This is a genomic window from Pectobacterium peruviense, from assembly GCF_002847345.1.
Taxonomy (GTDB): Bacteria; Pseudomonadota; Gammaproteobacteria; order Enterobacterales; family Enterobacteriaceae; genus Pectobacterium; species Pectobacterium peruviense.
The window spans coordinates 17342-37422 of sequence record NZ_LXFV01000010.1 but is presented as its reverse complement, the minus strand read 5'-3'; the positions used below and the strand labels follow the sequence as shown (position 1 = coordinate 37422).

The 20081-nt window shown below is 49.1% G+C and carries 18 protein-coding genes; 7 read left to right on the top strand and 11 right to left on the bottom strand.

Annotated features, from left to right (window positions below):
- Window positions 1-44 precede the first annotated feature (44 nt).
- Both A0G03_RS08750 and ppiA read left to right on the top strand, forming a co-directional pair.
- A complete protein-coding gene (locus tag A0G03_RS08750; protein ID WP_189315160.1) occupies window positions 45-821 on the top strand; it encodes an ABC transporter ATP-binding protein in 777 nt (258 codons plus the stop codon).
- A gap of 278 nt (window positions 822-1099) precedes the next feature.
- Complete coding sequence (ppiA, locus tag A0G03_RS08745) at window positions 1100-1669, top strand: peptidylprolyl isomerase A (protein WP_048262719.1); 570 nt, start codon at window positions 1100-1102, stop codon at window positions 1667-1669.
- An 86-nt stretch (window positions 1670-1755) separates the two neighbouring features.
- On the opposite strand, the gene pelZ is transcribed toward ppiA, so the two are convergent.
- The 4 genes from pelZ to pelA form a co-directional block, all read right to left on the bottom strand.
- The gene (gene pelZ / locus A0G03_RS08740; RefSeq protein ID WP_048262717.1) at window positions 1756-3033 is read right to left on the bottom strand and encodes a pectate lyase PelZ; all 1278 of its coding nucleotides are present in this window, start codon (window positions 3031-3033) and stop codon (window positions 1756-1758) included.
- A 168-nt stretch (window positions 3034-3201) separates the two neighbouring features.
- The gene (pelC, locus tag A0G03_RS08735; RefSeq protein WP_048262716.1) at window positions 3202-4326 is read right to left on the bottom strand and encodes a pectate lyase PelC; all 1125 of its coding nucleotides are present in this window, start codon (window positions 4324-4326) and stop codon (window positions 3202-3204) included.
- Window positions 4327-4921: 595 nt separating this feature from the next.
- Entirely contained in the window at window positions 4922-6046 is a 1125-nt protein-coding gene (gene pelB / locus A0G03_RS08730) for a pectate lyase PelB (protein WP_048262714.1), read from the bottom strand.
- Window positions 6047-6584: 538 nt separating this feature from the next.
- A complete protein-coding gene (gene pelA / locus A0G03_RS08725; protein WP_048262712.1) occupies window positions 6585-7709 on the bottom strand; it encodes a pectate lyase PelA in 1125 nt (374 codons plus the stop codon).
- A 681-nt stretch (window positions 7710-8390) separates the two neighbouring features.
- On the opposite strand from pelA, the gene A0G03_RS08720 reads away from it, so the two are divergent.
- Together A0G03_RS08720 and argD are read left to right on the top strand one after the other, a co-directional pair.
- Window positions 8391-8966 (top strand): aminodeoxychorismate synthase component II, encoded by a 576-nt coding sequence (locus A0G03_RS08720; protein WP_048262989.1) that lies wholly within the window; start codon window positions 8391-8393, stop codon window positions 8964-8966.
- A gap of 119 nt (window positions 8967-9085) precedes the next feature.
- On the top strand, window positions 9086-10312 hold the full coding sequence (gene argD, locus A0G03_RS08715) for a bifunctional acetylornithine/succinyldiaminopimelate transaminase (RefSeq protein WP_048262710.1): 1227 nt from the start codon (window positions 9086-9088) through the stop codon (window positions 10310-10312).
- Between the two features lie 154 nt (window positions 10313-10466).
- Here the strand turns inward: argD and crp are convergent, their stop codons facing one another.
- Entirely contained in the window at window positions 10467-11099 is a 633-nt protein-coding gene (crp, locus tag A0G03_RS08710; protein ID WP_005969523.1) for a cAMP-activated global transcriptional regulator CRP, read from the bottom strand.
- Between the two features lie 375 nt (window positions 11100-11474).
- Between crp and A0G03_RS08705 the strand changes: the two genes are divergently transcribed.
- Entirely contained in the window at window positions 11475-11882 is a 408-nt protein-coding gene (locus tag A0G03_RS08705) for an OsmC family protein (RefSeq protein ID WP_048262709.1), read from the top strand.
- A 100-nt stretch (window positions 11883-11982) separates the two neighbouring features.
- On the opposite strand, the gene A0G03_RS08700 is transcribed toward A0G03_RS08705, so the two are convergent.
- The 3 genes from A0G03_RS08700 to A0G03_RS08690 form a co-directional block, all read right to left on the bottom strand.
- Window positions 11983-12852, bottom strand: a complete 870-nt coding sequence (locus A0G03_RS08700) for a phosphoribulokinase (RefSeq protein ID WP_048262707.1) — start codon at window positions 12850-12852, stop codon at window positions 11983-11985.
- Window positions 12853-12976: 124 nt separating this feature from the next.
- On the bottom strand, window positions 12977-13213 hold the full coding sequence (locus A0G03_RS08695; protein ID WP_048262706.1) for a YheU family protein: 237 nt from the start codon (window positions 13211-13213) through the stop codon (window positions 12977-12979).
- Between the two features lies 1 nt (window position 13214).
- Entirely contained in the window at window positions 13215-14234 is a 1020-nt protein-coding gene (locus A0G03_RS08690) for a hydrolase (RefSeq protein ID WP_048262704.1), read from the bottom strand.
- A gap of 106 nt (window positions 14235-14340) precedes the next feature.
- On the opposite strand from A0G03_RS08690, the gene A0G03_RS08685 reads away from it, so the two are divergent.
- Window positions 14341-14943, top strand: a complete 603-nt coding sequence (locus A0G03_RS08685; protein ID WP_005969536.1) for a LysE family translocator — start codon at window positions 14341-14343, stop codon at window positions 14941-14943.
- A 97-nt stretch (window positions 14944-15040) separates the two neighbouring features.
- Here the strand turns inward: A0G03_RS08685 and A0G03_RS08680 are convergent, their stop codons facing one another.
- The 3 genes from A0G03_RS08680 to A0G03_RS08670 all read right to left on the bottom strand — a co-directional run bounded on the left by A0G03_RS08680 (window position 15041) and on the right by A0G03_RS08670 (window position 19404).
- The gene (locus tag A0G03_RS08680; protein WP_080965266.1) at window positions 15041-16054 is read right to left on the bottom strand and encodes a 5-bromo-4-chloroindolyl phosphate hydrolysis family protein; all 1014 of its coding nucleotides are present in this window, start codon (window positions 16052-16054) and stop codon (window positions 15041-15043) included.
- 34 nt (window positions 16055-16088) lie between these two features.
- Window positions 16089-17162 carry a toxic anion resistance protein gene (locus A0G03_RS08675; RefSeq protein WP_048262985.1) on the bottom strand — a complete coding sequence of 358 codons (1074 nt, stop codon included), beginning with the start codon at window positions 17160-17162 and terminating at the stop codon, window positions 16089-16091.
- A gap of 334 nt (window positions 17163-17496) precedes the next feature.
- Complete coding sequence (locus A0G03_RS08670) at window positions 17497-19404, bottom strand: ABC transporter ATP-binding protein (RefSeq protein WP_048262702.1); 1908 nt, start codon at window positions 19402-19404, stop codon at window positions 17497-17499.
- Window positions 19405-19529: 125 nt separating this feature from the next.
- On the opposite strand from A0G03_RS08670, the gene kefG reads away from it, so the two are divergent.
- Complete coding sequence (gene kefG, locus A0G03_RS08665; protein ID WP_015731339.1) at window positions 19530-20081, top strand: glutathione-regulated potassium-efflux system ancillary protein KefG; 552 nt, start codon at window positions 19530-19532, stop codon at window positions 20079-20081.

Sequence of the window (20081 nt, the reverse complement as noted above, 5' to 3'; positions counted from 1 at the left end):
AGGGGATAATCATGGCAACTGAAGCAATGGGTCAGCGCAAGCCGATGATCGAAGTGAATAGCCTGAATCTCTCTTTTGGTCAGGGCAGCACGAAGAATCAGGTGTTGTACGATGTGAATCTTACCGTCAACGATGGCGATATCTTTGGTCTGGTAGGGGAGTCGGGTTCCGGCAAAACCACGGTGCTGAAGTGTCTGGCAGGGCTATTTAATCACTGGGAAGGCACGTTGCTGATTGATGGGAAGAAGCTGGCGCACCGGATCGATCAGGCACGCTGTCGTCGGGTGCAGATGGTGTTTCAGGATCCGTACGGATCGCTGCACCCTCGTCATACGGTGGAGTCGATTCTGGAGGAACCGCTGTCGATCCACCGCTTTGACGATCGTGACGATCGCATCGATACCTTGCTGGAGAAAGTCGGGCTGGGAACCAATTTTCGTCGCCGTTATCCGCATCAGCTATCGGGTGGACAGCGCCAACGTGTGGCGATTGCCCGAGCGCTGATTCTGGAGCCGAGAGTGTTGCTGCTGGATGAGCCAACGTCGGCGCTGGATGTATCGGTACAGGCAGAAATTCTGAATCTGCTGACGGAGTTGCAGCAGCAGGAAAAGCTGACTTACCTGATGGTGACGCATGATTTGGGCGTGATTTCCCACCTATGCCATAAAGTCGCGGTGATGCAGTACGGTAAGATACTGGAAACGCTAGAAACCGACGACCTGACCAGCGATGTGCCGAAGGATGCTTATACCTCGATGCTGGTGGAAGCCAGTCGTCAGTACAGTCGCGATCTGGCGGTGCGCTCGGAGCGTATGGACTGAGTTTGCTGAGCGGTGATAATGGGTAGATCGTAAAGACGCTGCAAGTACGTCTCTGGCGCGGACGTTTTACTCTTCTATCCCATTCCCCCCGTTCTCGTTCCGTACGGTCTGAGGGCCGAGTAATCGGCCCTTTTTTTATCTTTCACGCAGGTTTTCGATCACAGTTGGTTACGAACAGACTTTTATACGTAAAAAAAGGTAAATGGGTGGCGTTGAAGAGTGCGGATACTTACAATCATTACGCTTTCTGTAGTCGGCCTCTTCAAAAAGGAATTCTCATGTTCAAACGTACTCTGGTTGCTGCGGCAGCCCTTATTTCACTGACGGCATTTTCTCCAGCCTTTGCGGCTTCCGGCACCACTCATGTGCTGTTGACGACGTCCGCAGGCAATATCGAACTGTCTTTAGATAATCAAAAGGCACCGGTTTCGGTAAAAAATTTCGTCGAGTACGTTAACAACGGTTTTTATAACGGGACGACATTTCACCGTGTGATCCCTGGCTTTATGGTGCAGGGTGGCGGCTTTTCTGGCGAAATGAACCAGAAAGCGCCGAATGCGCCGATCAAGAATGAAGCCGATAATGGTTTGCGTAACCAGCGCGGCACGATTGCCATGGCGCGTACGTCTGACAAAGACAGTGCGACCAGCCAGTTCTTTATCAACATAGCGGACAACGCTTTCCTCGACCACGGGCAGCGTGATTTTGGTTACGCTGTGTTCGGTAAAGTAGTGAAGGGCATGGAAATCGTAGATAAGATCTCGCAGGTACCAACGAAAAACGTCGGGCCTTATCAGAACGTACCGACTGCGCCGATTGTGATTCAATCCGCGAAAGTGTTGCCTTGATTGGTGAGATAGAGAAGTAAGACACTGAGAATATGAAAAAGGCCACGAGAGTGGCCTTTTGCGATCTTAACGTTTCAGCTAGCACGTTACTCCAGCGCTTTTGCCATCTGTTGTAGCCAGGCGTCCACGCCGGTACTGGGTACGTTCAGTTGACGGTAGGTTGCCGTTGCAACGGGGTAGCCGCCAACGTCTTCCTGGCTGTTCACGAAGCCACCTTTCCGCTGTTTGACGTTATCCACGATACGCTTATCGACGGCATCACGATCTCTGGGGCGTGCGCCTGCGCTTTGCAGTACCTGATTGGTGACGGCGCTGGCCGCTGATGCCGTTAAGCCCGCAGGCCAAATAGGGGACACCTTGAGTAACGTAATCCCAGTGCCTGACGTTTGCGGAGCAGCGCTGCCTTTGGCATCGTAGGCGAGGTTATCCGACATCCAGACATCGCCGGAGCTGTTGCTCCCTACCAGCCCTAAACCCGCTTTGGTATTTGCGCCGTAGTGCATCACGTTACCCGCGACGGAAACACGCGGGCTAGCGGGCATGGTTTTCCCTTCCCATTCTCCTTTTACACCACCAACGCGAACGCCCCAGATGCCAGGATTGTAGATCAGGTTATTGACCATGACGCCTGTTGAACCCGCCTTGAACCAGGCGTTGCGCTCGTTGTTGTGGGCATACAGGCTGCCCACGATCGACACGTCAGTCACGTTATCGTGAACCAGCGTCCCCATCGAGTGAATGCCTTTAGTGTGAGCCGAGTCGTATAAGCCTTCAGCAACGATATTATTTGAAAGCGTGATGCGGTGTGCGGTGCCCTGCGGCCCGTCGTAGCGTGGGCCGGAGATAGACAGATTCTCGTCTGTCCCCCAGGCGAAACTGGAGTGGTCGATCACCACGTTATAGGCATCTTTGCCGTTGATTGAAACATCGCGTTCAAAGCCGCTTTTTTTACCCGTACCGGCATCGCCGATGCGAAAACGAATATGCTGCATGAGCACATCATGCGTGCTAATCCCCATCCCGCCGCGAATGATGGTGATACCGGGAGAGGGTGCAGTTTGGCCAGCGATGGTGACAAACGGCTCAGCTAATCGAAGGTCACTTTTATTCAGGTCGATGATGCCACCAACCTCGAAAACGATAATACGTGGCCCTTTGGTGGCCAGTGCTTCTCTGAGTGAACCGGCTCCGGAAGAAGCCAGCGTTGTGACGCGAATAATGCGTCCACCGCTGCCTGCCACGGTATCCGTTCCGAATCCTTTCAACTCTGGTGCCGCTGGCGTGGCGGCGCTAGCCATCGGTATGCCGACACTGAATACTGTGCAGGTACTGAACAGTGCGGCGAACAGAAGAGAACGTTTCATTTCATTTCCTTGAATATTAACGATAAAAATGAGCGAGCCCTTAGGGCTCGCTCAAGTATGGCCCGAACGATAAATCGACGGGCGTTAAGCTCGCTTGCAGGCTCCTGCTAGCACAGGACAATGAGGGTAGGAGCCTGAAGTCCGCTTAGTACACTTTACACTTCGTGATTAGTTGCAATTTGCTGCTGTCAGCACGGCCAGGTTTTTGTTCACACCAGCATAGTTTGCCAGTTTGTCCTTCACGCACTGTGGTGAAACCGGAGAGTAGCTGTAAGGGAGTGAAGCGAACGTGCCGGTGCTTTTCCAGTCTTCAGCATTCACGTAGGCCTTGGTGTCTTTATCCCAAGTGATATTGTATTTAGCGAAGTCGGCTGGGCTCATGACGTTGTTATTACGCAGTTCCCAGGTACCGAAGTTGGAACCGTCGTAACGTGAGGTCACCGGGTTTTTCGCATTCTCGAACCAGTTACGTTCGATCAGTGCAATCCCTTTCTGGCGTACGTTCAGACCAGAACTGGTGATGCCGGTATACAGGTTGTTGTAAGCGTGAACCTGACCGCCACGTTGCAGTGGGAGACGCGCGTTAACGTCGTCGTAAATATTGTGATGGTAAGTCAGATCGCGGCCCGTATCGCTGCTGCTGAAGCCGCTCAGCCCCACCTTTTTGATGCCGTGAATGTAGTTGTACGACACCGTCACGTTGGTAGAGGCTTTCTTGATATCAATCGCAGATTCGAAGGTGGTGTCACCGTCTTTTGTACCTGCGCATTCAAAGTTTTTCGCGAAGATTTCGTTGTGGTCAATCCAGACGTTCGGCGTGTTATCGATACGAATGGCATCACCGTCCTGCGCGCCGCCCGGCATGTAACCAAAGCGCATATTACGGATGATGACATCGGATGATTTTGTCAGCCAGATCCCGAAGTTAGCGGAAGATCCGTTGGTACCGATGATGGTAACCCCTTTGGTAAACTCTTTGATTTCCACACCGCGAGCATCTTTACTCCACTGGCCGCAGATATTGTTCTCAGCAGCTTTGATCAGCGCGTCTTCATTACCGTTATAGGTGATGATGAGTGGGTAAGCCCCACCTTTGACTTTCTTACCTTTAGAATCCAGCTTCGCCTCTTCGATAATATCAATGATATCTTGCATAGAGCGCGCCGTTTTGTTCACTGCACCAGCAACGTTACCACCGTCAGTGGTGGCATAACCTCCCGTATTTGCCGCCATTGTCGGTTGAGCCGCAAGTAATAACAGCCCAGCGGCTGTAGAAGGCAGTAGGTATTTCATTAGGGTACTCTCCTTGGAATAGAATTTTTTGGGTATTAATGTTCCACATCACCCAGATTATATTATTTTGGTGTTTCAATAAAAATGAAATCTAGGTTTATTGAAACCCAGATTAAGTGTTATCATAAAAATAAAATAATTCAATATTTAGATATTAAATATATCGACTGAATAACGCAGGGGAATGCTGATGATTAATAAGTCTCTATTTTAAATGATGATATTTTTTTCATTTTTTCTAAAATAGATGCATTCAGAGTTTTTATGAAAAATAAAATTATATTTCGTTTTGTTATTCTACGTTGGGAGAGTTTTGATAAAGGTGATAAATGTGAGCGCCATCAAGAAATAAGTAAAATCCTTCATTGAGATGACCATGTCAAAAAATAATTGACGCCGATCAAATTATTAATTAATCCCGTGTTGTGAATTATTTTTGATTACATCAATAACAAAGATAATTAACTCATAAAATAATTAGCATGATATTTAATTTATTCCCTCTTTATTGGGATGCATACTCATGTTCATTTGTCGGTCCTCATAAAAAATAAGCGAGCTCTAAGAGCTCGCTCAAGGGTAAATCAGACCGCGTTTATTTGCAGTTAGCTGCTGTCAGTACCGCCAGGTTTTTACCCACGCCAGCGTAGTTTGCCAGTTTATCCTTCACACACTGCGCCGAAACCGGAGAGTATTTGTAAGAAATGGAAGGGAACTTGCCGGTGCTTTTCCAATCATCAGCATTGACGTGAGGCGTAGAAGGGCGACCCCAGGTGATGTTGTATTTGGAGAAGTCCGCTGGTTTTGTGATGTTGTTGTTACGCAACTCCCAAGTACCGAAGTTGGAGCTGTCGTTACGTGCCGTCACTGGGTTGAGCGCATTTTCGAACCAGTTGCTTTCGATCAGCGCAATCCCTTTCTGGCGGACGTTAAAGCCGGAGCCAGTGATGCCGTCATACAGGTTGTTGTAGGCGTGAACCAGACCACCACGCTGCAGCGGCAGACGTGAGTTAACATCGCTGTAAATATTGTGATGGTAAGTCAGGTTACGTCCCGTATCCGTATTGCTTGCGCCGCTCAGACCGACTTTCTTGATGCCATGAATGTAGTTATATGACACCGTGACGTTGGTTGACCCTTTTTTGATATCGACGGCCGATTCAAAAGTCGTGTCATTGTCTGGTGTGCCTTTACACTCAAAGTTCTTGGCAAAGATCTCGTTGTGGTCAATCCAGACGTTTGGAGAGTTATCAACACGAATGGCGTCACCGTCTTGCGCACCGCCTGGCATATAGCCGAAGCGCATATTACGTACTACGACGTCAGAGGAGTTCACGATCCAGACACCGAAGTTGGCGGATGAACCATTGGTACCTTGGATGGTAATGCCTTTGGTGAACTCTTTGATTTGTACGCCGCGAGCGTCCTTACTCCATTGGCCGCAAATATTCTTTTCAGCCGCTTTGATTAATGAATCTTCATTACCGTTATAGGTGATGATGAGCGGGTAAGCACCGCCTTTGACTTTCTTGCCTTTTGAATCCACTTTCGCAGCTTCAATAATATCCACAATTTCTTGCAGAGAACGTGCGGTTTTCTTCACAGCGCCGGAAACTTCTCCACCATCTGTGGTGGCATAGCCGCCCGTATTTGCTGCCATCGCTGGCTGAGCCGCGAGTAATAACAATCCAGTGGCTGCCGTAGGCAATAGGTATTTCATTATGACTGTCTCCTTGGAATAGAATTTCATGGGCATTTATCGCTCCATATGCCCGACACACATTTTTCAACAAAAATGAATCATCAATTTTGATGAAAAACCAAGGGGAGTGTGGTCAAAAAATAAGTTCAATTCAAGGGTGAAATGTTAAATGTATTACAGTGGAAACATTTTGTAATACTGATGATTGGATGATTTGGATTTTATAGGAAACGATATTCTTTTAAAGTAATTGAAAATCAGTAGGTTATTATTTAAATGGATGATTGATTTATTCTGGTTTCTTTATCTATATGATTTTACATCGCTACTTTTATGATGGTGAGCGCTGAGACTAACGTAAATAATTCATCTTAAGTCAAAATATAATATCACAGGCACATTCAGTTTTGTTTTTGTATGGGTTAATTTTACATTGAATTTTAGTTTGTTAAGAAATAATTATTATTCATCTCCATGTGCCGTAAAAAATGATCGAGCCCAAAGAACTCGCTCAGGAAGAACCCGGCGTAGAGTGAATACGCCGGGATTAATGCATTTATTTACAGTTGGCTGCTGTCAGTACTGCCTGGTTTTTACCTACGCCAGCATAGTTCGCCAGTTTATCCTTCACGCACTGTGCGGAAACAGGGGAGTAGCTATACGGGACGGCAGGGAATTTTCCGGTGCTCTTCCAGTCATCCGCATTGATGTGCGGTGTGGATGGTTTACCCCAGGTGATGTTGTATTTAGCAAAATCAGACGGGCTGGTAATGTTGTTGTTACGCAGTTCCCAGGTACCGAAGTTGGAGTCGTCATTACGTGCGGTCACAGGGTTGAGGGCATTTTCGAACCAGTTGCTTTCGATCAGCGCGATCCCTTTCTGACGGACGTTAAAGCCTGAACTTTTGATGCCGTCATACAGGTTGTTATAAGCATGCACCTGACCACCACGTTGCAGTGGCAGACGTGAGTTAACATCGCTGTAAATATTGTGATGGTAAGTCAGGTTGCGACCCGTATCCGTGTTGCTTGAACCGCTCAAACCGACCTTTTTCACGCCATGAATATAGTTGTATGACACGGTGACGTTGGTTGAGGCTTTCTTGATATCGACAGCCGATTCAAAAGTGGTGTCGTTGTCTGGTGTACCAGCGCATTCGAAGTTCTTGGCGAAGATCTCATTGTGGTCGATCCAGACGTTCGGTGAGTTATCAATACGGATAGCGTCACCATCTTTTGCGCCACCCGGCATATAACCGAAGCGCATGTTACGTACGACAACATTGGAAGAGTTAACCACCCAGATGCCGAAGTTAGCGGAAGACCCATTAGTACCGAGGATAGTGATCCCTTTGGTGAACTCTTTGATTTCTACACCACGCGGATCTTTGCTCCATTGGCCACAGATGTTAGCTTCAGCCGCTTTGATTAGTGCATCTTCATTACCGTTATAGGTAATGACGAGCGGGTAGGCTCCACCTTTGACTGCTTTACCACTTGAATCCTTTTTCGCTGCCTCAATGATATCGACGATCTCTTGCAGAGAGCGTGCGGTTTTTTTCACAGCGCCGGAAACATCGCCGCCGTCAGTGGTGGCATAACCCCCCGTATTTGCCGCCATTGTCGGTTGGGCAGCAAGCAGCAACAGCCCAGCGGCTGCAGAAGGCAGTAGGTATTTCATTGTGTACTCTCCTTGACATAGAATTTTTTGGGTATTTATCACTACACACCCTGTGTAATAAAATGGCTGTTTCAACAAAAATGAAATTAAGGTTTGTCTATAAAGCCGAGCTAAGTGTTAACAGAAAAAATAAACAAAACAAGATGGGGCGTTAAATATATTAATTAAATAACAGAGGACAGCTGAGAGGATTTGTGTTTATTGCTTTTAAATAGAAACTAATTTCCACTTAAAGTCATTTAAATCAATGTCTTGTATTTTTTATTTAAACTTTGTTCTTTATTTTTCATCCGTTTAATTTCTAGGGTTTTATTCGCTTATTAGCAATTGTGATCGTCATCAAAAGTTAAAGATAAATATTGGTTAGAAAGATAAATCCCATGAACTAACCTGCCTAATCTAAAAACTCTAATTAATTCATGGGGGTTTTTTGTTTATTATTTTTTTTGTTAAAAATGATTTCAGAAAAATAGTTTTCTATAGAGATAAATAATAAATATTACCTATTAATAAAAGTGATTTTTGTATAAATAAATCATTTGTGATCGTCATAATTATTATCGTGCTAATTTATTGCATAGGGATGGCATGCCTTTTGTCTTTGCTGGCGACAAGGGCTGGGTACCTGATGTGAATTTCATGTATGTTAGTACCGCTTTCCCGACTAACTGTGCAATGACTATGCTACTGATTATTGATAACTACGACTCCTTTACCTACAACCTTTACCAATACTTTTGTGAGCTTGGCGCAGAGGTCGTGGTGAAGCGTAATGATGAACTGACGCTGCGTGAGATTGAGCAGCTTGCGCCTGAGCGATTGGTCATTTCACCGGGTCCCTGTACGCCGGATGAAGCGGGCATTTCACTGGCTGCTATTCGTCACTTTGCCGATAAATTGCCTATTCTGGGTGTGTGTCTTGGTCATCAGGCGATGGGGCAGGCGTTCGGCGCGCGGGTGGTGCGGGCACGGCAGGTGATGCACGGTAAAACCTCAGCGATTGCGCACAGCGATGCGGGGGTTTTCACCGGGTTGGCTCAGCCTTTGACGGTCACCCGCTATCATTCACTCATTATTGAGTCCACTTCGCTACCTGATTGCTTTGAGGTCACGGCCTGGAGCGAATATGAAGGGCAGCGTGATGAGATTATGGGGATACGCCATCGCTCCTTACCACTAGAGGGGGTGCAGTTTCACCCCGAGAGTATTCTTAGCCAGCAAGGGCATCAGCTTCTGGATAATTTCCTTAAAATTTAACTATATAGAGAGTTATTCTTTTCAATAGCCGATTTAATATTGCCTGTTATTGATTTTTTATGCATATTTATTGACTATATTTTCATTTCGACATGATGGACAGCAGAGTGAGGCAGCAAATGGCAGCAGAGCAGAAAGCAGTGACACGGGATACTCACGATAAAGTGATTTTGCCGGTTTATGCACCCGCGAAGTTTGTACCAGTGAAAGGTAAAGGGAGCCGCGTTTGGGATCAGGACGGTCGTGAATATATCGATTTCTCCGGTGGTATCGCCGTCACGGCGCTCGGTCACTGCCATCCTGCGCTGGTTAACGCATTGCAGCAGCAGGGCGAAAAACTGTGGCACACCAGTAATATTTTCACCAATGAGCCTGCGCTACGCCTTGCCAGCAAATTGATTGATGCCACTTTTGCCGACCGCGTGTTCTTTGTTAACTCCGGTGCAGAGGCAAACGAGGCCGCATTTAAGCTGGCGCGCCACTATGCGGTTAAACGCCATAGTCCATATAAAACCAAGATCATCGCCTTCTACAATGCGTTCCATGGCCGTACGCTGTTCACCGTTTCAGTTGGCGGACAGCCTAAATATGCCGATGGCTTCGGACCTAAGCCTGCGGATATTGTGCACGTTCCGTTCAACGATCTGGCGGCTGTTAAAGCGGTGATGGACGATCATACCTGTGCGGTCGTGCTGGAGCCGATTCAGGGCGAAGGCGGTATTACACCCGCGACGCCTGAGTTTTTACAGGGCGTTCGTGATTTGTGCGATCAACATAAAGCGCTGCTGGTGTTTGATGAAGTGCAGAGCGGGATGGGGCGTACCGGTAAATTATTCAGCTATATGCACTATGGTATTACGCCGGATATCCTGACAACGGCTAAAGCGTTGGGCGGTGGTTTCCCTATTAGTGCGATGCTGACGACGGAAGAGATCGCATCAGTCATGACCGTTGGGGTACACGGTACCACCTATGGCGGCAATCCTCTGGCCTGTGCGGTGGCGGAAGCCGCGCTGGATGTCATCAACACGCCAGAAGTATTGTCTGGTGTCGCGGATCGTCACGATCGTTTTATCAGTGAACTTGATAAAATCAACCAGCAGTATGGTGTATTTGATCAGGTTCGCGGTATGGGGCTTTTGCTGGGGGCTGAGCTGAAACCTCAATGGCATGGCCGTGCGGGCGAGTTCTTGGCTGCTGCAACGGCTCAGGGGCTGATGGTGTTGATGGCAGGGCCGAACGTGATCCGCTTTGTACCGTCTTTGATCATTGATGAAGATGATATCGCGCAGGGGATGGATAAATTCGCCAAAGCCGTCGCTCAAGTGGTTAACGCAGCACACTGATTACGCTCTCAAAAGCGCAGCGATAAAAACGTAGGGAACGTTTTTCAACATCGCTTGCGACTTCCCGTTAGGTGGCGAGCAGGAAGCTCGGCATAAAAAAAGCGTGAGGCCGAGGCTTCACGCTTTTTTATTGGTAGGGTACCGCGACAAGGGTTTAGCGAGTGCCGTAAACGACGATCGTTTTACCGTGCGCAGAGATCAGATTCTGGTCTTCTAACATTTTCAGAATGCGGCCCACGGTTTCACGCGAGCAGCCAACGATTTGCCCAATTTCCTGACGGGTAATTTTAATTTGCATGCCATCTGGATGCGTCATGGCATCAGGTTGTTTGGCCAGGTTGAGTAAGGTTTGGGCGATACGGCCAGTCACATCAAGGAAGGCGAGATTGCCGACTTTTTCTGAAGTAACCTGAAGTCTGTTTGCCATTTGCGCAGACAAGCGCATGAGGATATCCGGGTTAACCTGAATGAGCTGGCGGAATTTTTTATAGGAAATTTCAGCCACTTCACAGGCGGTTTTTGCCCGAACCCAGGCACTGCGTTCCTGACCTTCTTCAAACAGGCCGAGCTCACCAATAAAATCGCCCTGATTGAGATAGGAAAGAATCATTTCCTTGCCTTCTTCATCTTTGATTAGCACTGCTACAGAGCCTTTCACGATGTAGTAAAGCGTTTCTGCTTTTTCACCTTGGTGAATCAGCGTGCTCTTCGATGGATACTTGTGAATATGACAATGGGAAAGGAACCATTCGAGAGTTGGGTCTGTCTGCGGTTTGCCGAGAACCATTCGCTATCATCCTCTGTTGTAATTCACTGCGCAAATTACAGGGGTCAGAGTTCCCTGTACGGCGTGTTTAACTGCTAAAAAAAATAAAATTCAGTCTAGGCAGAATGACGTCAGGGAATATACTGGAACCACTGTACCCTTGGTTTTTCGGTTGCTGCCTTGCCGCACCGTAAACGTGGCTGGGTATTTCTGGCTACGTCATCATCTTCTTCGTTTCTGGGTTTGTCCAGAAAAGGTCTATTCTATTTTCGTTTTAACACAGCTTTAAGGATGTGTCTTGTGTTGTCTCGCTTCAGCATGACAAAGCTCTGATTAACGCTGGTTTTTGTACAGTAACGGTATAAATTTTCAAAAAATTTTTAGTGGAGAGGCATCATGCAGGCTCGGGTAAAATGGGTTGAAGGCTTAACGTTTTTGGGCGAATCCTCATCGGGACATCAGGTATTGATGGACGGTAATTCTGGCGATAAAGCGCCCAGTCCGATGGAAATGGTGTTGATGTCCGTAGGGGGATGCAGCGCGATTGATGTGGTATCGATTCTGCAAAAGGGCCGTAATGATGTGGCGGATTGCGAGGTGAAATTAACCTCAGAGCGTCGGTCTGAAGCACCGCGCTTATTTACCCATATCAATCTGCATTTTATCGTGACGGGGAAAGGGCTGACCGATAAAGCCGTCGAACGTGCCGTCGAGCTGTCAGCGGAAAAATACTGCTCTGTGGCATTGATGCTGGGTAAAGCCGTTGAGGTGACACACAGCTACGAAATTAGAGTACTGCCATAATTCCTTTCTCTGAGCCCTAATTCTGGTCACTTAAGCCCGTTATTAGGGGAAACACAGGGGAGGTTCCCGTAGGGAGGCCTCACCCTGTGTTTCTCGATGCTTATTCTATCGTTTTCCCTTCGATTAACCGCTGCACCAGCGGTGCCATGATTAATTCCATAGCCAGTCCCATTTTCCCGCCGGGAACGACCAACGTGTTGATGTGGGAGATAAACGAGCCCTGCAACATGGCGAGCAGATAGGGATAATCAATATTATCCAATCCCTGAAAGTGGATGACGACGAAGCTTTCATCCAGTGAGGGGATAGACTTGGCAGCAAACGGGTTGGAGGTATCCACGGTGGGTACGCGCTGGAAGTTGATATGGGTGCGAGAGAACTGCGGCGTGATGTAGGTGATGTAGTCTTCCATGGAGCGGACAACGGAATCCATTACCGCTTCACGCGAGTGGCCGCGCTCATTGACGTCACGGATCAGCTTTTGTATCCACTCCAGGTTGACGATCGGCACCACGCCGACGAGCAAATCGACATGCTGTGCCACATCATTTTGTTCGGTGACTACGCCGCCGTGCAGTCCTTCATAGAATAGGATGTCGGTAGGTTCCGGCATCGGTTCCCACGGTGTGAACGTCCCAGGAACCTGGTTATAGGGAATCGCTTCATCATAGGTATGAAGGTATTTACGCGTCTGACCACGCCCATGTAGGCCATATTCAATAAACGACTGTTCCAGCAGGCTGAAATCATTCGCTTCTGGGCCGAAGTAGCTGATGTGGCGTCCTAAATCACGCGCTTTGCGGATTGCCATATCCATTTCCGGGCGGGTATAGCGGTGAAAGCTGTCACCTTCCAACTGGGCTGCGCGTAGGTCGAACTGTTGGAATATCTTACGGAAGGCCAGACTGGTGGTCGTGGTTCCCGCTCCGCTGGAGCCCGTAACCGCAATAATCGGATGCTGATGTGACATAAGGCGCGTGACTCCGTGATCGCGATGCCCGCATAGACTGAGAGCCTGCGCGCATTCTCAAAAATGACGTAATTGTTCCCATTGTTAGCATGTTTGACGCGTTCTTTCACGTCTTTCGCCATGCTCAATAAGGGGCATGTCCACCGGCATTTAGCTGACCGCGCGGCATAATGTTTAGCGTTTCATGTAACTCAGACCACACCAAAACGACTTCGCCGGATTGGAGCTGACTACGGATATCTTCGACTTTCTGCGCCAGCGAGCGCTCCTGTTCGCCGTAATCGGTGCCTTCGCGCAGCACGAAAGATTCGATGATGTTATCCAGCGTTTCTGGATCGAGCTGTTGCCAGGGAATTATCACGCTATGTTTCCTGAGTAAAAATTGTTTCTGAATAAAAAGAACCAGTGGCGTGGTCCAAAAATGGACTAAGCCAATTGGGAATGCGATGTTCCAGCCACATTTCCGGTTTCAGCAATGTTCCACCGACGAAGCCGACATGCCCACCGTGTTCCGTTAGCTGATACTCAATATTAGACGGTAACTGCGACAGATCGGGAATGACCTCGGACGTCATGAAAGGATCGTCCTTCGCGTGGATGATCAGCAGCGGTTTACGAATCTGAGGCAACAACGGCAGGGCGCTACAGCGTTTGTAATAGTCGGCCGCATCGCGAAAACCGTGGATGCGTGAAGTAATGACATCATCAAACTCCCGTAGCTGGCGAATTCGCTTCAACTGCGGTAACTGAATCGGCAATGTGTCTGGGTAGGCTGCCAGCTTGCGGCTGGCATTTTGTTTCAACAGGTGCAGCAGGTAGTGCTGATAGACGCGGGAGAAACCTTGTTCCATCCGGCGGCTACAAGGTTCGAGCATCAATGGTGCGGAAACGATGACCGCGGCGGACAGGGAACAGGCTTCACCCTGCTGGCCGAGCAGATAGGCCAGCATGTTGCCGCCGAGAGAAACGCCGATGGCAGCGGTAGGAGCCTCACCCTGCGTCTCTTGCATCCAGCGCAGGAAATAGCTGGCATCGCTGGTTTCGCCGGAGTGATAAATACGTTTCATCCGGTTGGGCTTCCCACTGCACCCGCGAAAATGCATGATAACGGCCAGCCAGCCGCGCTGTTTGCAGGCATGCAATAGGCCGTGAGCGTAGGGGCTATGAAAGCTGCCTTCCAATCCGTGAAACAACACTACGCGTGGTTTATGCCTCGCCTGTTCGGGCGCTTCGCTCCACGCCAGATCGACGAAATCACCGTCCGGTAATTCGAGCGCTTGCCAGACAGGTGAGAACTGCGCGTGACGGCGAATCAAGCGCGGCAATAGCGTTTGCAGATGCGGATTATGGGCGCCGCTCAGCGGACGAAAATGGTCATGCATAAAGGATATGAAAATCTTGTTGTCGGCTCTTGTACGATCAATATCACACTGTTAGCTTCAATGCTGCCAGTTGGTACGACATTTGGGTCAGGAGCGCCCACAAATAATGGAACTGAGTTTATTTCTTTCGATGTTGGGTTTTTTGTGGGTAGCGGCTATCACACCGGGGCCGAATAATATGCTGTTGACCACCTCGGGCGCGAATTTTGGCTTTATGCGTTCACTGTGGCTGATGGTCGGCATCATGCTGGGGATGCAGAGCATTTTGCTGCTGGTGGCATTCGGCGTCGGTGGTTTGATTCTGATTTATCCTTCGCTGCATTTTATCCTGAAAGTCCTCGGCAGTGCCTATCTGCTCTGGCTGGCGTGGAAAATCGCCACGGCGGCTTACGAACGACTGGAAACGTCCGTTGCGCCGCCCCAACCGATCCGGCTTTATCAAGGGTGGTTGCTGCAATTCCTGAATCCGAAAGCGTGGCTCATGGCGCTGGGCGCGGTTGCCAGTTTTAGTCTGGCTGGTGAAGGTTATAACCATTCCGTGATCGCGATAAGCATCGGCATTGTGCTGGTCAATCTGGTGTCCGGTGTCATCTGGCTCGGATTCGGCACGATGATTGGGCGACTGCTGCGCAGTAAGAAAGCGTGGATTATCTTCAACGTATCAATGGGGCTGCTGACCGCCGCTTGCGTACTGTTGATTTGGCATTAATGCTGATCTGGCATTGATGCTGGTTTGATAAAGTCGCGAGCGGTTTTTCGCCCGCGACTTAAGAATCACTCTGTTGGCTGCATGCCATCAGTAGTGATTACTTATAACCATCTGTTTTTAATAGATTATCAACAAGGTTGAGTTCTGCATCAAAATCCAGCGTATCGTTCTCCAGCAGTCGTGCGTGTTGTTGTTGAAAGGCGGAGCCCAGCGCTTTCAGTGCGGTAACATTCTTCAGCAGAAAATCGTCTGATTTGCCATGTTTCTCTAATTGGTTGGAAAGTCTGACAAATTCACCGGCCACTTTTTCTACGGCAGGAAGGTAGCGATTAAGAAACGCTGTTCCCGGCTCAACATCCTTGGGATCTTCCTTCATACACGTGACAATAAGCTGCGCATACTCAACGATCGTTTTCAGTTCGTCGAGAAGCTCGCTGGGGAGCTTCTGTAGGTTTTGCAACCGTACTATACGGCTCTCAAATGTAACGGCTTCCTGAACGGGTGGTGTAATAACGACCGGTGAAGGTTGAGGCGACATAGGTGCTGGTGCCGGAATGAGCGTTTTGGGTTGGTCTTTCCTTATTTTGAAAGCCGTTTTCCCTTGGTAATGGCTCATCGTACCTAGCACAATGCACGTGGCGAAGGCCGTATTATAGAAAGGGTGTTCACCAAACTGATGTGCATCGGTGTAGCCCATGATGATGATGAAAACTAAAAGAAACTGGATAACGGTGCCGAGACGAGGGTGGGAAATCTCGGAGCATGCTTTGATTATCCACCACGCTACGGCAATCCATCCCAGAACGAATAGGGCATCATGCGCAATGAACCAAATTACGCCAGCCACAAGTGGCCAAATCATATCAACCTGAGACCGTGTAAAGGCGTACCACAGCAGAATTAAGCTGAAAGCATTCACAATGAAAACACAGGTTTGAACGTTTTTATCCGCCATGAGGTCTGGATATAATTCACCTAGAAACACTATAGTGATGAGCGTAGAGACGATAAAAGCAGCGCAGACTAATCCCCAGAGCTTAAGCAGCGTCAGGCACAAACGACCTAGTTTCTTTTGCCATCCCTCATCTGGAGGGGAAGATGCGTTTTGCATATTCAATAAAGACCACTTATCAAAACGAAATTATTTATGCAGAACGTTGCTGCATCGCGTGTTGTTGGTTCGCTGCAATCTCGGCCAGACGCGTTCTTAGCTCTGTTTCCATCGTGCCCAGTTCTTTCTCTACATCAGTGCGACGTACTCTGGCGTCATTGGCAATCGTGACGGTTTCTTCGATGGTGTTCAGAAGGCGGCTTTGCACTTCGCGTAAGGTTTCGATGTCCACAATCGAGCGTTCGACTTCCCGCGCGGTTTCAACGGTACCGAGCTGGAGCATTTCTGCATTTCTCCTCAGCATGGCATTGGTGGTATCAGAGACTTCTTTTTGCAGTTTTGCCGATTTGCGCTGTGAATGCAGCGTTATCGCCATCACGATCTGGCTCTTCCACAACGGGATCGTAGAGAGAATGCTGCTCTGAATTTTCTCGGCGAGCGACTGGCTATTACTTTGCATCAAACGAATTTGAGGCGCGGTTTGGATCGCGATGGTGCGTGACATCATCAGGTCGTGTAGTCGTCTTTCAAAGCGCTGTATGTTGCTCACTAAATCACGCACGTACTGCATATCCATCGGGTCGTTGGTACGCTGTGCTTTTTCCTGTGCGGCGGTCAGATCGCCAGACTGAATGGCTGCCAATTTCTGTTTACCGGCAATGATATGCAGCGTGATTTGTTGAAAATACTCGCGGTTGCGTATGAAAAGCTGTTCCAGCGTGGAGATATTGCGCAATAGCTCCATCATGGCGCTTTCGAGTTTTTTAGAAACGGTATCAACCTGCTGCGCCAGCGTTTGATACTCCAGCAGCGTACGTTGGATGGTGCTGAACAATTTCCCTATCAATGGGAATGAGGCGAGGAAGCTTTGCTTAGTGTCAAAAACGGTGAGGTCAACCGACTTTACTTTCATCAGAAGGTCTGTCAACTGTTCACCAATCACGCCTGCATCCTTCGCTCTGACTTCTTGCATTAAGGATTCTGAAAAGCGCGAAATATTACCCATCGTGTTTGCTGCATAAGAGATGGAAAGCATAGGGTCAGTAATATCAATTTTATTGACCAGTACCGAGACTTCGCTTTTTTCCTGCTCGCTAAGTTGCGACATGTTTAATTCAGATAACGCATCGCTTGCTGTCGTGGTGACGGCGTTGTTGCCGGAAGCTGTGAGCGTAGCAGAGAGCGAATCAGTAGAAACAGACGGCGTATTTTCCATCATAAATATTGTCCTTGCCTTATTGTCCGGCCGTTTTATGCCTTGCGGCCTTCAATGTCAGTGAATAGGTAAGTGTGTAGAAATCAGTAGATTAATCACTAAATATTACCTTGGGGGAATATTGCGCTCAATGCGCTTTATCATCACTTTTTAAGATAATGTCGTGAGAAGGAAAGAAAAACGTGGGAAAGCGAGCGGGGGCTACCCGCTCGTAGGGAAATACCACTTACTCGCTTTGCATCATCTGCTCTAGCTGTTCCTGCGCGTCTAGCCAGGACAGCTCTGTTTCTTCCAGCTCGATTTTAACTTTGGTTTGCTGTTGCAGGCAGTCGGTGAGTTCGGCTTTGCGGCTGATATCATAGATGGCACTGTCCGCCAGCCGAGCTTCCAGTGCTGCGAGCGTTTCTCCCAGTTTTTCCATCTGCTGTTCAAGCTTGGTGATCTGCTTACGCAGCGGCTGCGTTTGCGTTCTCAACTCGGCTTCGCGACGTTTCTGATCTTTTCTACCCTGCGCGCTATTGGCGGCATTTTCTTTTGGCGTTTCATCGGCCGCATTTTCCTGACGTTGAAGGCCGACCAGCCACTGTTGGTAGTCTTCCAAGTCGCCATCGAACGGTTCGACTTTTTGGTCGTGTACCAGATAGAGATCGTCGGTGGTGGAACGGATCAGGTGTCGATCGTGCGAGACGACAACCAGCGCGCCTTCAAAATCGATTAGCGCTTCGGTCAATGCCTGACGCATATCCAGATCGAGGTGGTTGGTCGGTTCGTCGAGTAGTAGGAGATTCGGACGCTGCCAGACGATCAGCGCCAGCACCAGACGGGCTTTTTCGCCGCCGGAGAAGCGCTCGGTGATCTCGGTGACTTTGTCGCCCTGAAAACCGAAGCCGCCGAGGTAGTCGCGCAGTTGCTGCTCTGTTTCTCGTTCTGCCAGACGTACCAGATGTTGCAAGGGTGACTCGTCTGCACGCAGGAACTCTAGCTGATGCTGGGCGAAATAACCGAGCTTAACGCCTTTCGCGAGCCCAATTTCCCCTTTCAGCGGGGCAAGCGTGCCAGCAAGCAGCTTGATCAGCGTTGATTTACCCGCGCCGTTATGGCCAAGCAGCCCGATGCGGGAGCCTGGCACTAAATTGAGTTTGATGGATTCGAGAATCAGCGTGTCGTTGTAGCCTGCGCTGACCTTTTCCATCTTCATGAGAGGATTGGGCAACGACTCCGGGGCGCGAAAGCTGAAGCGGAAAGGGTTATCGACATGCGCCGGCGCAATCATCTCCATGCGTTCCAGCATTTTTATTCGGCTTTGGGCCTGCTTGGCTTTGGTCGCTTGCGCACGGAACCGATCAATGTAGTGTTGTAGATGCGCGACACGTTCCTGTTGGTGCTCATAAAGCGATTGCTGCTGTGCGAGACGGGTAGCGCGCTGGCGTTCAAACGAGGAATAGTTGCCGGTGTACTCGTTGAGCGACTGTTGCTCGATGTGCAGAATCTTGGTCACTACCGGATCGAGGAAGTCACGGTCGTGCGAGATCAGAACCAGAGTACCAGCGTAGTTTTTCAGCCATTTCTCCAGCCAGATTACCGCATCCAGATCGAGGTGGTTGGTCGGTTCATCCAGCAGCAGCAAGTCTGAACGGCAAATCAGCGCCTGTGCCAGATTCAGACGCATCCGCCAGCCGCCGGAAAAGGCGCTGACAGGCTGTTGCAACTGTGGCTGAGAAAACCCTAATCCGCTGAGCAGGCTCGACGCTCTGGCTTGTATCGTCCAAGCCTGAATGGCATCCAGTTTGCCGTGCAGGGTGGCAATAGCGTTGCCGTCGTTCTCTTCGTTGGCGGTCTGTAACGCGGCTTCCAGTTGACGAAACTCGCGGTCACCGTCAATGACGTAGTCCAGCGCCGGTTTGTCCAATGCTGGGGTTTCCTGATTGACCCAGGCCAGTGACCAGTTTTGTGGGAATGTCGCGCTACCACCGTCGGCGGTGATTTCACCTTTGAGTAATGACAGCAGCGTAGATTTACCACAGCCATTTTTGCCAACCAGACCGACTTTCTGGCCAGGATTAACCGTTGCTGTCGCGTTGTCGATCAGAACGCGTACACCACGTCGAATTTGCAGCGAAGAGAAAACAATCATAAAGCGCCGTATGTTCAGAGTATGTTAAATTATGGACATATCAGGACACGGGGTGTCCTGTTTTTAGTCGTTGCGCTGCATGGTAACGGAAAACGATTATCATGACGACGCTTTGGAGGGGAATGATGTCGCAGCCACCGAAGATTTTGCTGCTGTATGCCCATCCGGAACCACAGGACTCGGTCGCAAACCGCGTCTTATTGCAACCGGCGCAGCAGTTGGCAAATGTAACCGTGCACGATCTTTATGCACACTATCCTGATTTTTTTATCGATATTCATCACGAACAACAGTTGCTGCGCGAGCATCAGATCATTGTTTTCCAACACCCGTTTTACACCTATAGCTGTCCGGCTTTACTGAAAGAGTGGCTCGATAGGGTGTTATCCCGTGGTTTTGCCAATGGGATTGGCGGCAATGCATTGGCGGGCAAATACTGGCGTTCGGTGATTACGACCGGCGAACCGGAAGATGCCTACCATGCGGATGGCAATAATCGCTACCCGATGGAAGATTTGCTACGCCCGTTTGAGCTGACGGCCGCCATGTGCCGTATGCACTGGATGCGCCCCATGATTGTTTACTGGGCACGTCGTTTACAGCCCGATGTGTTATCGAGTCAAGCCAGAGCTTACGGTGAATGGCTATCCTCACCTTTATCTGAAGAGGAACGCTAA

What these genes read in the sequence shown, in the direction of transcription:
- A0G03_RS08700 (WP_048262707.1), bottom strand. Translation starts at nt 12,852, where the DNA reads ATGTCACATCAGCATCCGATTATTGCGGTTACGGGCTCCAGCGGAGCG.
- A0G03_RS08690 (WP_048262704.1), bottom strand. Translation starts at nt 14,234, where the DNA reads ATGCATGACCATTTTCGTCCGCTGAGCGGCGCCCATAATCCGCATCTG.
- argD (WP_048262710.1), top strand. Translation starts at nt 9,086, where the DNA reads ATGGCAGCAGAGCAGAAAGCAGTGACACGGGATACTCACGATAAAGTG.
- ppiA (WP_048262719.1), top strand. Translation starts at nt 1,100, where the DNA reads ATGTTCAAACGTACTCTGGTTGCTGCGGCAGCCCTTATTTCACTGACG.
- A0G03_RS08750 (WP_189315160.1), top strand. Translation starts at nt 45, where the DNA reads ATGATCGAAGTGAATAGCCTGAATCTCTCTTTTGGTCAGGGCAGCACG.
- kefG (WP_015731339.1), top strand. Translation starts at nt 19,530, where the DNA reads ATGTCGCAGCCACCGAAGATTTTGCTGCTGTATGCCCATCCGGAACCA.
- A0G03_RS08685 (WP_005969536.1), top strand. Translation starts at nt 14,341, where the DNA reads ATGGAACTGAGTTTATTTCTTTCGATGTTGGGTTTTTTGTGGGTAGCG.
- A0G03_RS08670 (WP_048262702.1), bottom strand. Translation starts at nt 19,404, where the DNA reads ATGATTGTTTTCTCTTCGCTGCAAATTCGACGTGGTGTACGCGTTCTG.
- A0G03_RS08705 (WP_048262709.1), top strand. Translation starts at nt 11,475, where the DNA reads ATGCAGGCTCGGGTAAAATGGGTTGAAGGCTTAACGTTTTTGGGCGAA.
- pelB (WP_048262714.1), bottom strand. Translation starts at nt 6,046, where the DNA reads ATGAAATACCTATTGCCTACGGCAGCCACTGGATTGTTATTACTCGCG.
- crp (WP_005969523.1), bottom strand. Translation starts at nt 11,099, where the DNA reads ATGGTTCTCGGCAAACCGCAGACAGACCCAACTCTCGAATGGTTCCTT.
- pelC (WP_048262716.1), bottom strand. Translation starts at nt 4,326, where the DNA reads ATGAAATACCTACTGCCTTCTACAGCCGCTGGGCTGTTATTACTTGCG.
- pelZ (WP_048262717.1), bottom strand. Translation starts at nt 3,033, where the DNA reads ATGAAACGTTCTCTTCTGTTCGCCGCACTGTTCAGTACCTGCACAGTA.
- A0G03_RS08680 (WP_080965266.1), bottom strand. Translation starts at nt 16,054, where the DNA reads ATGCAAAACGCATCTTCCCCTCCAGATGAGGGATGGCAAAAGAAACTA.
- A0G03_RS08720 (WP_048262989.1), top strand. Translation starts at nt 8,391, where the DNA reads ATGCTACTGATTATTGATAACTACGACTCCTTTACCTACAACCTTTAC.
- pelA (WP_048262712.1), bottom strand. Translation starts at nt 7,709, where the DNA reads ATGAAATACCTACTGCCTTCTGCAGCCGCTGGGCTGTTGCTGCTTGCT.
- A0G03_RS08675 (WP_048262985.1), bottom strand. Translation starts at nt 17,162, where the DNA reads ATGTCGCAACTTAGCGAGCAGGAAAAAAGCGAAGTCTCGGTACTGGTC.